This is a genomic window from Acinetobacter sp. ANC 5054, from assembly GCF_002135295.1.
Classification (GTDB): domain Bacteria; phylum Pseudomonadota; class Gammaproteobacteria; order Pseudomonadales; family Moraxellaceae; genus Acinetobacter.
In genome coordinates, this window is record NZ_NEGG01000009.1 from 141463 (window position 1) to 156985 (window position 15523).

Below are 15523 nucleotides of genomic sequence, written 5' to 3' on the forward strand. Positions count from 1 at the left end.
AACGGCCCATTTTTTATGCCTTGCCAGAAAAAGAAAGCAAAGTTTGTGAATTTATGTTTAAATTTCACGTTATTTTTTGACGTTTCAGGACTTAAAGCCTGATTTCCCCTACTTCGTTTAGGAAAAATCCCACTTAGTCCACCGTTTTAAAAGCATTTGTCCAACGCCAAAACGGATATCGTATGAGTTCCCTAAATCCCACTCTTATTACCTTTCTTTTTTATATTGTCGCCATGGTCGTGATCGGCTTACTTGCTTATCGTGCTACCAGTAACTTTTCTGACTACATTTTAGGTGGTCGACGATTAGGTAGCTTTGTTACCGCACTCTCCGCTGGTGCATCTGACATGAGCGGTTGGTTACTCATGGGTTTACCTGGTGCGATTTATCTTTCAGGTTTATCTGAAATGTGGATTGCCATTGGCCTGATTATTGGTGCTTGGCTGAACTGGCTATTGGTTGCAGGTCGTCTACGCGTACATACCGAAGTACAAAATAACGCATTGACCCTCCCCGACTATTTCTCAAATCGCTTTAATGATCAGAAAAAAATTCTACGTATCGTTTCAGCAGTCATTATCTTGATCTTCTTTGCGATTTACTGTGCTTCAGGCATGGTGGCAGGTGCACGTCTGTTTGAAAGTATGTTTGGCATGTCGTATAGCACAGCACTTTGGATCAGTGCCATTGCGACTGTGAGCTATGTATTTATTGGTGGATTCCTCGCGGTCAGCTGGACAGATACCATTCAAGCAGGCTTTATGATTTTTGCGCTGTTGCTTACGCCTATTGTGGTTATGCTGTCTTTCTCAGATCTGAGTCAATTTACCATGGCACTTGAAGCTGCTCGTCCGCAAGCCATGAATGTTTGGGGTGATTTAAGCTTTGTGGCGATTATGTCTTTATTGGCATGGGGCTTAGGTTATTTTGGTCAACCGCATATTCTTGTACGATTCATGGCTGCTGATTCTGTCAAATCTATTCCAAATGCACGCCGCATTGGTATGACATGGATGACGCTTTGCTTAGGCGGTGCAGTGGCTGCAGGTTTCTTCGGTATTGCGTATTTCCAGCAACACCCAGAACTTGCTGGCGTTGTTACAGCAAACCCTGAAACAGTCTTTATGGAATTGACTAAAATTCTGTTCAATCCATGGGTGGCAGGTATCGTGTTGGCTGCAATTTTAGCCGCGATTATGAGTACGCTAAGCTGTCAGCTTTTGGTTTGTTCAAGTACCTTAACAGAAGACTTTTATAAATCATTCCTACGTAAAAATGCGTCACAAAAAGAATTGGTTTGGGTTGGTCGTCTGATGGTCTTGATGATTGCGATTTTAGCCATTTATATGGCAGGAAACCCAGATTCTAAAGTGCTTGGTTTAGTGGCTTATGCTTGGGCAGGCTTTGGTGCTGCATTCGGCCCACTCATTATCTTGTCATTGTTCTGGAAACGCATGACACTGAACGGTGCTTTGGCAGGTATGATCGTTGGTGCGGTGATGGTGATTTTATGGAAAAACGTTTGGGGTGATACAGGCGTTTACGAAATCATTCCAGGGTTCATTTGCTCAATGTTGGCCATTGTTGTTGTGAGCTTAATGGGTAAAGCCCCTACTGCTGAAATCACAGATAAATTTGAAGAAGCAGACCGTATCTATAAAGAAAGCATTTAATCATTTTGACAATCTATTGAAAAAAGGACGTTCTCGTCCTTTTTAATGTCTATTTTCTAGCATATGCACGTGATGAGATATCTGTAATCTAATTTGCTCTGATGTTTTAATTTACACAATGATTTAAAAAAATCTATTTGCTGATCAATAAAAAAGCCTGAATAAAGCGTTCTCTATTCAGGCTTTTTTTAATGTTTTTCTTAACTTTTACGATTTAACAAGAACTGTGTAATTTTAGTCAGCTCTTCTGCATGATCACCGAAGTATGCCAGTGCACTCATCGCTTGATTATGTAAATCTTCCGCATAGGCTTGTGCATTTTCCAGCCCCATCAAAGCAGGATAAGTCGATTTATCTACTTGCTGGTCTTTGCCTGCTGTTTTGCCCAACACTTCTGTTGCAGCGGTAACATCTAAAATGTCATCTTGCACTTGAAAGGCTAAACCAATCGCTAATCCAAATTCACGTAATTTAGGAATGGCTTGATCTGTACCATTAAAGATCGTGACTGCAGCCATCATAATTGCCGCAGAGATTAGCGCACCGGTTTTATTGCGGTGAATATTTTCTAATTGAGTTTGGTCAACATGTTTGCCTTCGGCCTGTAAGTCTAAGACTTGACCATTGACCATTTTCGACGTTGCAGTAGCTAGAATTTGCATTTGTTTTAATACAATAGCGGGCTCAACTGCTGGGCCTTGGTCAAATAAACGACTGCCTAAAACTTCAAAAGCCATCGACTGTAAAATGTCACCTGCCAATAAAGCCGTATCTTCACCAAAAGCCACATGGCAAGTCGGCTGTCCACGACGAAGTAAATCGTTATCCATGCAAGGTAAGTCATCATGAGCAAGTGAATAACAATGAATGAACTCGATTGCCACTGCTGCACGGCGCACTGCTGCATAATTACTATTTGAGTTTAATGCTGCTGTCGCATAACAAAGTGCCGGACGTACACGCTTGCCCCCCAACATTACCGCATGATAAACCGCACCTTTTAGAGGTTCAGGTATAGCAAAAGCATCTAATGCTGTAAGTAAATCCTGCTGAATACGTTGTTGGGCTTCAGTCAGGGCATGTGTGGAAACGTCTGTTAAAGAAGACACATTCACCTCAAATACTTAAATATTAATTTCAATCGATGATGCGCAATTTATTTGCTTTTCATCCGTCTTTTCGACTTGTTGCATCATACTGCTTTCTCGAATCTTTCTCTATGTTCCAATCCATTTTTGCCTATGAATAACGCATTATTTTTAGATTTCAGGTTTGAACATTCGCACAGAATGTCCATCCGTATAGAAGGTACAATTTTTATTGGCGTGCTTGGCTTGATATAAAGCATCGTCTGCTCGGTTTAGCGTTTGCATGAGCAACTCTGAATTTTGCCATGCTGCTACACCACAAGATACAGAGAGCTGAATTGCTGGATCAACGGCATATTTCGATGATGCAAATAATTGTTCACAGCACTGCTGTGCAATCTGACAGGCTTTTGTTAATGCTAAGCTGGGTAAAGCAATCGCAAACTCCTCCCCACCCAAACGATAAATTTGAGCAAAGTCCACATGTTTAATCACGTCACTCAAGATGCCAGCACTATCTGCTAAAACCTGATCACCAAACACGTGCCCGTACTGATCATTGACTTGTTTAAAATTATCCAAGTCCAACATGATAAAACACAGCTCTAAAATTTGGTCTCCATTTAGCTTTTGTTGCCATTCATCTACATGCAAATCAAAACATCGCCGATTGCGTACACCCGTGAGATGATCAAAATAAACCTGCTGCTTGAGTTCAAAATTGTGCTTTTGTAAATTCTGCTCTAATTGCTTTAAATTGGTAATGTCAGCACAACAAAGCAGCACATGTTTAAGCTCACCACTCTGTTGAAAATGCGGTTTTAAAGTTAACCAATAATGTCGATCATTTTCGCTATGCATAAAGGGTTCTATGCATTGCATTTCTAGGCAGCGCAAATCAAACTCTGAAACATTTGAATTGCTATTAACTTCCAACGCATTCAGTCGAGTTAAAACAATTTCTTTTAAACTGGATTGAAAATGGTGTTTATATAATTCATTTGCACATAAAATGTCCGCACTAGCAGAAAATAGTGCTGCTGGCATCGGTAACGCTTCCAGTACTGCAATGTGTTCAAAGGATATTTCCGATTTTAATAAGTCATTTTTAAGCATGGTATATCCACTTTTTCTAGGGTATAGCTACGCAAAATGCTATCAAAATATTTGTGATATATATCACTCAATACTTCTAATATTAAATGCAGTACTTATTATATTTAAATATATATTAAATACTGCTTTGCTTATTCTTATCTTTCATAAAGCATAAAAAAAGCCCCTGTAGAAACAGAGGCTTTTTCATCTAAATATACTTATTTGAGCGTATCAGCAGGTATGCGGACCCATCCTTCCATAAGAACACGTGCACTGCGACTCATGACGGCTTTCTTCACCACCCACTGACCATTTTCCAGCTCCGCTTGTGCACCTACACGTAATGTGCCTGAAGGGTGACCAAAACGTACAGCTTCACGTTCACCACCGCCAGCAGCCAAATTCACTAAAGTTCCAGGAATCGCTGCCGCTGTACCAATTGCAACTGCAGCAGTACCCATCATGGCATGATGAAGTTTACCCATCGACAATGCACGAACGAGAATATCTGTATCATTCTCACCAATCTCTTTAGCACTTGAAGAAGTATAGGCTTTAGGTTGAGATACAAAGGCAATTTTAGGGGTATGTTGACGCTTTTCTGCTTCAGCAATATCCGAAATCAAGCCCATTTGCACAGCACCATAAGCTCTAATTTTTTCAAAACGTGCCAATGCCTGTGCATCACCATTAATAGCGTCTTGAAGTTCTGTACCCGTATAACCAATCTCTTCAGCATTTAAGAAAATAGTCGGAATGCCTGCATTGATAAATGTCGCCGCAAAGCTTCCTTCGTCAGGCACGGTTAAAGTATCCACCACATTGCCCGTTGGGAACATTGCACCGCCATCTTCACCATCATTTGCAGGATCTAAAAACTCAATTTGTACTTCGGCTGCTGGAAATGTCACACCATCCAACTCAAAGTCACCCGTTTCTTGTACTTGACCATTGGTCATAGGTACCTGGGCAATAATGGTTTTTTTAATATTGGCCTGCCAAATTCGAACGGTGCACAAACCATTTTCTGGAATACGCTCAGCATCGACTAAACCATTCGAAATCGCGAATGCACCTACTGCTGCCGTTAAATTACCGCAATTTCCACTCCAGTCAACAAAGGCTTTATCAATTGATACTTGTCCAAATAGATAATCTACATCATGGTCAACTTGATTACTCTTTGCCAAAATCACGGTTTTACTGGTACTTGAGGTTGCTCCACCCATGCCATCAATTTGTTTGCCGTATGGGTCTGGACTACCTATTACACGTAATAAAAGTTGATCACGGATTTTCCCGGGTTGCTGCGCCGCTTCTGGCAAATCATCCAACTTAAAAAACACGCCTTTACTCGTACCACCGCGCATATAAGTTGCCGCAATCTTGATTTGGGGTGCAAAACTCATTTTTTTTAAATCCTTGATCATTATCATTGTGTTAGGACAGTTCGTACATTTCCGCCCTTTTCGCATCATACATTGTTTATTTGAAGTTTTAACAATCACATGACTTAAGTATAAAAAAACAACACTCAATACCTTTTTTGCATAGAGCAAAGCAAGACACAAACATATAAAATAAAATTAATCTATTGATTCATAAATTTTTAATTTAATAAATGTAATTAAAAATTGGTTATTCCATCTATAATTATTTTTCATATATTTTGAGCTACTAGGCTATTCAATCTCGATCTATTACAATTACAAAAATTAAACCATTCACGGGAAGAGTAACTTGACTACCAATTCCTCCGAACTCAAGCGTGGCTTAAAGAATCGTCATATTCAATTGATTGCCATGGGTGGTGCAATTGGTACAGGATTATTCTTAGGCTCTGCGCATGTGATTCAATCTGCCGGTCCATCGATTATTTTAGGCTATGCCATCGGTGGTTTGATTGCCTTTTTAATTATGCGTCAACTCGGTGAAATGATTGTTCATGAACCTGTTGCAGGTTCTTTTAGCCATTTTGCATATAAATACTGGGGTAAGTTTCCGGGCTTTTTAACTGGTTGGAACTACTGGATTCTTTATATTTTAGTGGCAATGACAGAGTTAACTGCTGTCGCAAAATACATTAACTACTGGTGGCCTTTCATTCCAGCTTGGGCATCTGTTCTATTTTTCTTTGTGATCATTACGCTGGTTAACTTGGGTAATGTGAAGTTCTATGGTGAGTCAGAGTTTTGGCTATCCATCATTAAAGTGACTGCTGTTATTTCAATGATCGTATTTGGTTTGTATTTGCTATTAACCGCAGACTCAAATTCAACAGCATCTTTTAGTAACCTTTGGGCACATGGTGGTTTCTTCCCAAATGGCTTTGATGGTCTATTCTTCATGTTGGCCTTTTTAATGTTCGCCTTTGGCGGTATTGAACTGATTGGTATGGCTGCAGCTGAAGCTGAGAATCCAAAAGAAACCATTCCAAAAGCGATTAACCAAGTGGTTTTTCGTATTTTGATTTTCTATGTCGGTTCTTTGACGATCCTGTTGTCACTCGTGCCATGGAATCAACTTGAATTAGGTGGCTTAGATAAAAGTCCATTTGTGATGATTTTCAGCCAACTTGGGATTAACTGGGCAGCGCATCTACTTAACTTCATTATCTTAACTGCTGCACTATCTGTTTATAACAGTGGTATGTATGCAAACAGCCGCATGCTTTATAGTTTGGCAAAACAAGGTAATGCACCAAAAGTATTTGCTAAAACCAATAAAAGCGGTGTGCCAATACCTGCCGTACTGTTATCTGCGCTATTGATTTTCGGTTGTGTACTGTTGAACTACTTCGTACCAGAAGATGCGCTGGGTCACTTAATGTATGTGGTCGTTGGTGCATTGGTATTGAACTGGGCAATGATTACCATGACCCATTTACAATTCCGTCGCGCTAAACGCATTTTAAACTTTACAACCTCGTACCCTGCACTATGGGCGCCAGTAAGTAACTACATTGTTTTGATTTTCATTGCTTTAGTACTTTTCATTATGTGGACCCAAGGCTTTATGGAATCTGTACTGATGATTCCAGTCTGGATTACTGTAATGCTCTTAATGTTTAACTATCTCAATCCTAAAGATTTGAGTGATGTTGATCTCGATGAATCTCCAAAAGACTAATTGAATTAAAAAGTTATTGTCTCGGCAATAACTTTTTTTTTAGCTAAAATAGGAGTACATTAGCCACCGTCTTGCGCTCTTAGCTTAACTGGATAGAGCAGTTGCCTCCTAAGCGACCGACGTGGGTTCGAGTCCCGCAGAGCGCACCACTTTAGTAAAATTTAATCAATCAAAGCATTGAATCATTTTCTGTTCTAAGCATTAGGACAATATAGCTTGAATAAATTAAAGCTTTACGTTGTTAAGCACATCTTTCGCCTAAAAATAATATTTAAATTACGATATACAGTTGTATTTGTTTACTTTTCCACTATCAACAGGATTTAAGAAAATTTAAAATAACTATCACTTCTCTCTTAAATATTCTTTGTCAATAGATTTATTCGTATTCATTATGTCAGAAATGCAATTTTTAGCACTTGAGTGATAATCAGATTTCAGGACTACTCCATTTATTTATAAAAAAAATATTCTAAGACTCAGCTAGTATTTTATTAACTTTCAATTATTTATGTTTAATATTTAGTATATTTACTCTATATCGTATATTTTTTATTCACATTTTTTTATCTAGAGCATTTACTCTTATTTTAATTGTGCTATTTTTGTCACATGGAGTAACAATTCGACCAATAGCTAAAAAGAATTTTCCATACCGAATATATCCAGTAAGCAAAAAAATCAAATTCGTACCTCAAGGAAAGACGAAGAATGAAATTAAAAACTTTAGCAACAGCAATTATTCTTACTTCAATACCTATGACTGGTGCATTCGCAGCAGCGATGGATCGTTCTGGTCAATCAATGTCTGCTTTTTTACAGCCAGGCAATTACTTTGAAGCAGGCATTTCAATTCTAGACCCTACTGTTGAAGGTAAAGAGTCAGGTACTAGTGAAACTCGTCGCAATATTGAAGATATGGCGGGTGATTATTACTTCCCTTCTGCAGCTATTAAACTTCAGTTAACTGATAAATTTTCTTTTGGTCTAATTTACGACCAACCATTTGGTGCTGACGCAGAATATACAGGTAGCAATGTATTCACCTCGGCACCAGGTAGCGACACAGTATTATCTGCAAGTGCAGTGAACAATATTGTTACATCTAAAGCAGTTGCTGCTTTAGAAGCTCAAAACATACCAGTAAATGAACAAACTCTTGCAGCTGCAAAACAACAAGTTTTAGCTAGCCCAGCGTTCCAACAACTTAATGGTGCGCTAACAGCTGCTAATGGTTATTTGGGTGAAGGCAATACAAAAGTTGAAGTAGATACCCAAAATTTATCTATGATTTTTGGTGTTGAGCCGATTGAAAACTTCAGCATCTATGCTGGTGGTGTATACCAAACAGTAAAAGGTAAACTAAGCCTACGTGGTCAAGCGTATAGCCTATTTAATGGTTACGATGCTACTTTTAAAGAAACGGCAGGAACAGGTTGGTTAGCTGGTTTTGCATATCAAATTCCTGATATCGCTTTAAAAGCATCTGTTACATATCGTTCTGAAATTGATCATGATGCAAAATCAGATGAATCATTATCTTTAATGAACTTTGCAGGATTACCAGCTGTTCTTGGCGGCTTAGGTGTATCAGCTGAACAATTAGCAGCATTAGGTCAAACTGGTAAAACCAAAATTACTACTCCACAGTCTGTTAACGTAGATTTCCAAACTGGTATCATGGCTAACACTGTTGCATTCGCAAACGTTCGTTGGGTTGACTGGTCAAATTTCTCAATTCAACCTTACAAATTTGGTAAAGTAAGTGAAGCTGTGGGTCCCCTAGTTGGTCGTCCAGATGGCTTTAACCTTGTGGAATATTCTGATGATCAGATCTCTGCAACTGTAGGTGTTGGTCGTAAATTTAATGACCAATGGGCAGGTAATGTGTCTGTAGGTTGGGATTCAGGCGCTGGTAACCCTGTATCAACTCTTGGTCCTACTGAAGGTTACTGGAATGTAGGCTTAGGTTTACAATTCAGTCCTGCACCGAATTACTTTATCGCGGGTGGTGTTAAATACTTCATGCTCGGCGATGCAGATGCTCAAACTGCTGCACAAGCTGGCAGCAGCGATTATGTTGCATCATTTGAAGATAACGATGCTTGGGCATATGGCTTAAAAATCGGTTACCGCTTCTAATTTTCGGTATTAGTAGATTGGAAATATATCCAATCTACTATTGTTAAAATAATTTAATTCAAATGTTCATAGATTGAGCATTTGAATTTTTTAAGTTTCAATACAAATATTAAGTTAAATACTCTATTTTTTTATTTATAAATCATAAACATAGACACTAACTTCTAGAATAATTACTCTAGCTCTGCTTATTTTTTAACTTATACAGTTCATTTTTAGAGTAGCAACTCTTATTTACTGTTTTTCTATATATGTTACTTTCACTCACCGAATTAACATCAAAAGTTACAAACAGGGATAATGTATGCAACTCAACAGTCTTACAAAAGCCATCATCATCAGTTTAATGCCTGCGACTACAGCAATTGCTGGTGGTTTAGACCGTTCAGGCCAATCAATTTCTGCATTCTTACAACCTGGTAACTATGCTGAAGCGGGTTTCTCGGTTTTAGATGCTGAAGTTCAGTCGAAGGAACTTAATGTAGATGATATGGCAAAGTCATACTACTTCCCTTCAGCTGCTGTAAAAGTTCAAGCAACTGATAAAATCTCTTTAGGTTTGATTTATGATCAACCTTATGGAGCTGAGTCTGAGTATGATGCCGCTTCGCCTGTATTTGGTAATGGTGCAGAAGGAACTTCTGTTGATGTTAAAACAGAAAACTTAACTGCACTTATTGGTTATCAACCAACTGAAAATTGGAACTTTTATGCAGGTCCAGTTTGGCAAACAGTAGAAGCAAATATCAAATTGCGCGGCGCTGCTTATGGCGGTAATGCCAAGCTTGGTACATATAATATTGAAGTAGAACGCGAAGAGGCATATGGCTGGTTAGCTGGTGTCGCTTATTCTATTCCTGAAATTGCATTAAAAGCAGCGATTACCTATCGCTCTGAAATTGAACATAATGCAAAATCAAAAGAGTCTACTCTTTTACCTGTACCATCTTTGAGTGGACTTACCTCGTCAGTTGATGCGACAACACCTCAGTCCGTAAACTTAGATTTCCAAACTGGTATTGCTAAAGACACATTAGCATTTGCAAACGTACGTTGGGTGCACTGGAGTCAATTTGCAGTTAAACCAACCTTGCTTGGGAATATAAGTTCAATTCCAGCGCCACATGTACGTCAAAACTTAATCGACTATTCTGATGATCAATGGTCAGCAAATGTTGGTGTTGGTCGTAAATTTACACCAAAATGGTCGGGTTCAGCTTCTGTCGGTTATGACTCAGGTGCAGGTAACCCTGTAACAACACTTGGCCCAGTTGAAGGTTATTGGAACATTGGTTTAGGTGGACAATATAGCCCTGCTGAAAACTATTTCATCCAAGCAGGTGTTAAATACTTCTGGTTAGGTGATGCCACAGCACAAACTGGTGGTAATGAAGTTGGTGATTTTGAAGATAATCATGCTCTTGGTTATGGCTTGAAAATTGGTTACCGCTTCTAATACAAGTTATATTTTGTAATGTAAAAAAGCCCCATTTTGGGGTTTTTTTACATTCAACATGTGATGTATTCCACAATTTACTATATTTATTAAGCAATATATAGAGTATTTTTTAGCCAAACAAACTATAAATACTTTAAAATGAAACTTTAAAGTATTTATTTGTATAACAATAACTTAAATCAAAATTATAAAGTTTTAACTCTAAAACAAATAAAAACAATGACTTTTTTATACTATTAGTTCAATTTTAGAGTCTTTACTCTTTTTTTATTTATGCTAACTTGCGCACATAGATATGATTAAAAATAAATTACATATCTCATATTTTTATTAACGCATTGAAGCGTTTTTTATACTAGGAAAGTAGAAAAATGAACTTAAAAGCTTTAACAAGTGCCATTTTATTAGCCAGCGTTCCAGCGACAGGGGTTTTTGCAGCCGCTCTTGATCGCTCAGGTCAGTCAATCTCAGCATTTTTACAGCCGGGGAATTATTTTGAAGCCGGTATTTCAGCACTGGATGCTGATGTATCTGGAACAATGAAAGAAGGCTGGGTACCACCCAATGCCAACATTCAAGGTAAAGGAATGGGTGGGAGTGACCTAAGTGATATGGCTGAAAGTTATCACTTTTTTAATGCAGCACTAAAAGTTCAGATGACAGACAATCTATCTTTTGGTCTGATTTACGACCAGCCGTTTGGTGCCAAAGCTTCTTATTCAGCCAATGATAAATCATTTTCTGAAACTGGAACCGGGCAAGCAGCATTAAAAGATGCCGGCACATTCTATAAAGGTGGTGAAGGTACAGCTGTTGATGTCCAAACTCAAAATTTATCATTTATTTTTGGTTATCAACCAACTGAAAACTGGAATATCTATGCCGGTCCTGTTTACCAGACAGTAAAAGGTGACGTTCAGCTTCGTGGCGCAGCTTACGGTCCTTTTGGTGGTGTACTTTGTCCAATCATGTGTTCAGCCATGGCAACCGGTGCAAATAAAACACCATTTAAAGGTTATGATGCATCGATAGGTGAAGACTCAGCCGTTGGCTGGTTAGGTGGTATAGCATTTCAGATTCCTGAAATTGCATTAAAAGCATCTTTAACGTACAGATCAGAAATAGATCACAATGTCAATATTGATGAAACACTTGGTTACGTTACAAACACACTTGTCGCTGGTCAATTTCCAACACTGGGTCAAGCCAACATTACAAAAATCAATAATGATGAAGGCAAAACCAAAATCACAACACCTCAATCGGTTAATTTAGATTTTCAGACAGGGATTATGGCTAATACTGTAGCATTTGCTCAGTTACGCTGGGTTGACTGGTCAGAATTTGCGATTCGTCCCTATAAATTTGGTCAACTTGCATCGGGTTTATCACAAGCACTGGCAGGAACACCAAGAGGATTCGATTTAGTCGCTTATGAAAAAGATCAAATTTCTGCAAACGTAGGTATTGGTCGTAAATTCAATGATCAATGGGCTGGCACAGCTATGGTTGGCTGGGACTCTGGTGCGGGTAACCCTGTTTCAACTTTAGGCCCAACTGAAGGCTATTGGAGTGTTGGTTTAGGTGGTCAATTCTCTCCAACACCACAATCATTCATTCAAGCTGGTGTTAAATATTTCTGGTTGGGTGATGCTAAATCACAAGTAGCTTCAGATTTTGGTACTGAAAACTATGCAGCAAACTTTGAAGACAATGATGCGATTGGATATAGCTTAAAACTAGGCTATCGTTTCTAATTTGCTTTACAAAAATTAGGATTAAACAGAAAGGGCGCCATTGGCGCCCTTCTCTTATTCAGCTTTTACAACAAATTAAGCTGGAATATCACGCACTGAAGCATTACGAATCGCTTCTTTTAGTGCTGCATAGCCATGAATTGGTGGGAACTGTGGAAATTCTGCAATCACATTTTCAGGCGCATCAAATAAGAAACCTGCATCTGCTTCACCTAGCATAGTTGTATCGTTATAAGAGTCACCTGCCGCAATAACACGGAAATTCAAACCATGAAGTGCTTGAACTGCTTTACGTTTTTGATCTGGTTGACGTAGTTTATAAGCGCTAATCATGCCATTTTCGTCAGTTTCTAACTTGTGACAGAAAATCGTCGGCCAGCCCAATTGCTTCATTAATGGATGAGCAAATTCGTAGAAAGTATCTGAAAGAATAATCAATTGAAAATGCGTGCTTACCCACTCAACAAATTCTTTTGCACCTTCAAATGGACCCATATCTGCAATCACGTCTTGGATATCATTTAAGCCCAAGTTATGTTGTTTTAAGATATTTAAGCGTTGAGTCATCAACACGTCATAATCTGGGATATCACGAGTCGTTGCTTCAAGCTCCTTAATCCCTGTTTTTTTAGCAAAGTTAATCCAAATTTCAGGAACCAAAACGCCTTCCAAATCCAAGCATACAACTTCCATGAATACTACCCTCTGTTATGTTGAAAAAATTTTTCAATATGATAGCCGAAGAATTAAAAATTGCATTGTTCTTTTTTAAATCTATTTTTTTCATAAGTATTTATTTTTAAGTGATAAGTCGTTTTTAGCATTTCTATTAAAATAGTCCTGAAATAAATTAATATAGGTTTTGAAGTTCCAAGCCTATTGCCAGGACACACATGACTACAATCCCTACTATTGATCTTGTCGATGCACTTGCATCTGAATATGCAGATAAGTCACCTTCTGAAATTATGAAGCTTGCTTTGAGCCAACAAGGTGAAATTGCCATTTCCTTCTCAGGTGCGGAAGATGTGGTACTTATCGATCTAGCATCTAATCTTGGTATTCCATTTCGTGTTTTCAGCCTAGATACAGGTCGTCTACATCCCGAAACTTATCAATTTTTAGATACTGTGCGTAAACACTATAAAATTGATATTGAAATCTGTTTCCCCGAATCTGATGCTGTACAAAAATTAGTTACAGAAAAAGGTTTCTTTAGTTTTTATCAAGATGATCACAAAGAATGTTGTGGCATCCGTAAAGTTCAACCTCTTCGTAAAAAGCTTACTACTTTAGATGGTTGGATTACAGGTCAACGTAAAGACCAAAGTCCGGGCACACGCAATGAAATTCCTGTTGTACAGGCAGATCCTGGTTTCTCTGGCCCGGGTAAACAATTGATTAAATACAATCCACTCGCTAATTGGAGCAGTAGTGACGTTTGGAACTACATTCGCTTGATGGAAATTCCTTATAATCCATTGCATGAACGTGGTTTTATTTCGATTGGTTGTGAGCCTTGTACACGTGCAGTATTACCAAACCAGCATGAACGTGAAGGTCGTTGGTGGTGGGAAGATGCAACTCATAAAGAATGTGGCCTACATGCTGGCAACATGAAGAAATAATCAAATCAAAACCACTGCTAAAGTAGTGGTTTTTTCAACGCATAGATACACATAAATCCGTATTATTTTGATTTAAAAACGCTATACTGCAAAAGACAAATTAATAATTCTAACAATGCTACTCATACAAGAGCAGCTGTAGAAATTGCAGTGAGGCAATCAACGCTATGCGTCCATTACATCCTATTGATTTCATATTCTTAAATTTAGAGAAACGGCAACAACCGATGCACGTGGGTGGACTTTTTTTATTTCAAATTCCAGAAAATGCACCTGAAACATTTATTCAAGATTTAGTTACGGATATTCGTAATTCAAAAACAATTCCAGTTCCACCTTTTAATAATAAACTGAATGGCTTTTTTTGGGATGAAGATGAAGAATTCGATCTCGATCATCATTTCCGTCATATTGCATTGCCGCATCCGGGTCGTATTCGTGAATTATTGACCTACATTTCTCAAGAACATAGCGCTTTGATTGATCGTGCCAAGCCGCTTTGGACTTGCCACATCATTGAAGGTATTGAAGGCAATCGTTTTGCCATGTACTTCAAAATTCACCATGCCATGGTCGATGGTATTGCTGGCATGCGTTTGGTGGAAAAATCTCTATCGCATGATCCAAATGCGAAAAGTATTGTGCCACCTTGGTGTGTTGAAGGCCCACGTGCAAAACGCTTGAAACAACCTAAAGTCAGTCGCATTAAAGGCATCATGGCAACGCTGAAAAGTCAGTTGGATACAACGCCACGCGTATTGTACGAATTGTCTCAAACTGTCATGAAAGACATGGGACGTAACCCGGACTATGTTTCCAGCTTCCAAGCTCCGAGTTCAATTCTGAATCAACGAGTCAGCTCCTCTCGTCGTTTTGCAGCACAATCTTTTGAATTTTCGCGTTTGTCACATATTGCCAAGGCATTGGGTGTCACAATTAATGATATTGTGCTCGCAATTTGCTCAGGTGCGCTGCGTGAATACTTAATTACTCAAAATGCACTGCCAAGAAAACCGTTGATTGCCATGGTACCTGCTTCTGTTCGTTCTGATGATTCAGATCTTTCGAATCGTATCACCATGATTTTGGCAAATTTAGGCACGCATAAAGAAGATCCGCTTGAGCGTCTCAAAATTGTACGTCGTAGTGTATTGAATGCCAAAGAACGCTTTAAACGTATGAACTCGAATCAAATTTTGAACTATAGTGCATTTGTTTATAGTGCTGCTGGACTCAATATTGCTTCAGGAATTATGCCGAAACGTCAGGCATTTAATTTGGTGATTTCCAATGTTCCCGGCCCTCAAGAGCCTTTATATTGGAATGGAGCGCGCCTAGAAGCACTTTACCCTGCTTCGATTGTATTAGATGGTCAGGCACTGAATATTACAATGACCAGCTATCTTGATAAACTTGAAGTTGGCTTAACTGCATGCCGAAATGCCCTACCAAAAATGCAAAATTTACTCACACATTTGGAAGATGAAATTCAACGTTTTGAAGCCATTGTGAATCAAGACAACCCAAAGTTGCAGGCGGTTAGCTAAAC

At 38.7% G+C, this 15523-nt stretch carries 11 protein-coding genes and 1 tRNA gene; 8 read left to right on the top strand and 4 right to left on the bottom strand.

Going from position 1 to position 15523, the window contains the following annotated elements:
- Positions 1-182: 182 nt before the first annotated feature.
- Positions 183-1673, top strand: coding sequence for a sodium/proline symporter PutP (putP, locus tag B9T33_RS10770; RefSeq protein WP_086178900.1), 1491 nt, complete (start codon positions 183-185; stop codon positions 1671-1673).
- 200 nt (positions 1674-1873) lie between these two features.
- Here putP and B9T33_RS10775 read toward each other — a convergent pair whose 3' ends face one another.
- The 3 genes from B9T33_RS10775 to prpF form a co-directional block, all read right to left on the bottom strand.
- Positions 1874-2782 carry a polyprenyl synthetase family protein gene (locus B9T33_RS10775; protein WP_086178901.1) on the bottom strand — a complete coding sequence of 303 codons (909 nt, stop codon included), beginning with the start codon at positions 2780-2782 and terminating at the stop codon, positions 1874-1876.
- 150 nt (positions 2783-2932) lie between these two features.
- Entirely contained in the window at positions 2933-3877 is a 945-nt protein-coding gene (locus B9T33_RS10780; protein ID WP_086178902.1) for a GGDEF domain-containing protein, read from the bottom strand.
- 200 nt (positions 3878-4077) lie between these two features.
- Positions 4078-5268 (bottom strand): 2-methylaconitate cis-trans isomerase PrpF, encoded by a 1191-nt coding sequence (prpF, locus tag B9T33_RS10785; RefSeq protein WP_086178903.1) that lies wholly within the window; start codon positions 5266-5268, stop codon positions 4078-4080.
- Between the two features lie 331 nt (positions 5269-5599).
- Here prpF and B9T33_RS10790 point away from each other — a divergent pair, with 331 nt between their 5' ends.
- From B9T33_RS10790 to B9T33_RS10810, 5 genes are all read left to right on the top strand, one after another.
- Positions 5600-6988, top strand: coding sequence for an amino acid permease (locus B9T33_RS10790; protein WP_086178904.1), 1389 nt, complete (start codon positions 5600-5602; stop codon positions 6986-6988).
- A 73-nt stretch (positions 6989-7061) separates the two neighbouring features.
- Positions 7062-7137: transfer RNA gene (locus B9T33_RS10795), tRNA-Arg, on the top strand.
- 562 nt (positions 7138-7699) lie between these two features.
- On the top strand, positions 7700-9130 hold the full coding sequence (locus tag B9T33_RS10800; protein WP_086178905.1) for an outer membrane protein transport protein: 1431 nt from the start codon (positions 7700-7702) through the stop codon (positions 9128-9130).
- 304 nt (positions 9131-9434) lie between these two features.
- A complete protein-coding gene (locus tag B9T33_RS10805) occupies positions 9435-10586 on the top strand; it encodes an OmpP1/FadL family transporter (protein ID WP_086178906.1) in 1152 nt (383 codons plus the stop codon).
- A gap of 374 nt (positions 10587-10960) precedes the next feature.
- On the top strand, positions 10961-12346 hold the full coding sequence (locus B9T33_RS10810) for an OmpP1/FadL family transporter (protein WP_086178907.1): 1386 nt from the start codon (positions 10961-10963) through the stop codon (positions 12344-12346).
- Positions 12347-12421: 75 nt separating this feature from the next.
- On the opposite strand, the gene thrH is transcribed toward B9T33_RS10810, so the two are convergent.
- The gene (gene thrH, locus B9T33_RS10815; protein ID WP_086178908.1) at positions 12422-13039 is read right to left on the bottom strand and encodes a bifunctional phosphoserine phosphatase/homoserine phosphotransferase ThrH; all 618 of its coding nucleotides are present in this window, start codon (positions 13037-13039) and stop codon (positions 12422-12424) included.
- A 200-nt stretch (positions 13040-13239) separates the two neighbouring features.
- Here thrH and B9T33_RS10820 point away from each other — a divergent pair, with 200 nt between their 5' ends.
- A complete protein-coding gene (locus B9T33_RS10820) occupies positions 13240-13974 on the top strand; it encodes a phosphoadenylyl-sulfate reductase (RefSeq protein ID WP_086178909.1) in 735 nt (244 codons plus the stop codon).
- A gap of 167 nt (positions 13975-14141) precedes the next feature.
- Entirely contained in the window at positions 14142-15521 is a 1380-nt protein-coding gene (locus B9T33_RS10825) for a WS/DGAT/MGAT family O-acyltransferase (protein WP_086178910.1), read from the top strand.
- Positions 15522-15523 lie beyond the last annotated feature (2 nt).

Excerpts from the sequence above, each read along its gene's own strand:
- B9T33_RS10800 (WP_086178905.1), top strand. The coding sequence starts at position 7,700 with ATGAAATTAAAAACTTTAGCAACAGCAATTATTCTTACTTCAATACCT.
- putP (WP_086178900.1), top strand. The coding sequence starts at position 183 with ATGAGTTCCCTAAATCCCACTCTTATTACCTTTCTTTTTTATATTGTC.
- B9T33_RS10805 (WP_086178906.1), top strand. The coding sequence starts at position 9,435 with ATGCAACTCAACAGTCTTACAAAAGCCATCATCATCAGTTTAATGCCT.
- B9T33_RS10810 (WP_086178907.1), top strand. The coding sequence starts at position 10,961 with ATGAACTTAAAAGCTTTAACAAGTGCCATTTTATTAGCCAGCGTTCCA.
- B9T33_RS10780 (WP_086178902.1), bottom strand. The coding sequence starts at position 3,877 with ATGCTTAAAAATGACTTATTAAAATCGGAAATATCCTTTGAACACATT.
- B9T33_RS10825 (WP_086178910.1), top strand. The coding sequence starts at position 14,142 with ATGCGTCCATTACATCCTATTGATTTCATATTCTTAAATTTAGAGAAA.
- B9T33_RS10820 (WP_086178909.1), top strand. The coding sequence starts at position 13,240 with ATGACTACAATCCCTACTATTGATCTTGTCGATGCACTTGCATCTGAA.
- prpF (WP_086178903.1), bottom strand. The coding sequence starts at position 5,268 with ATGAGTTTTGCACCCCAAATCAAGATTGCGGCAACTTATATGCGCGGT.
- thrH (WP_086178908.1), bottom strand. The coding sequence starts at position 13,039 with ATGGAAGTTGTATGCTTGGATTTGGAAGGCGTTTTGGTTCCTGAAATT.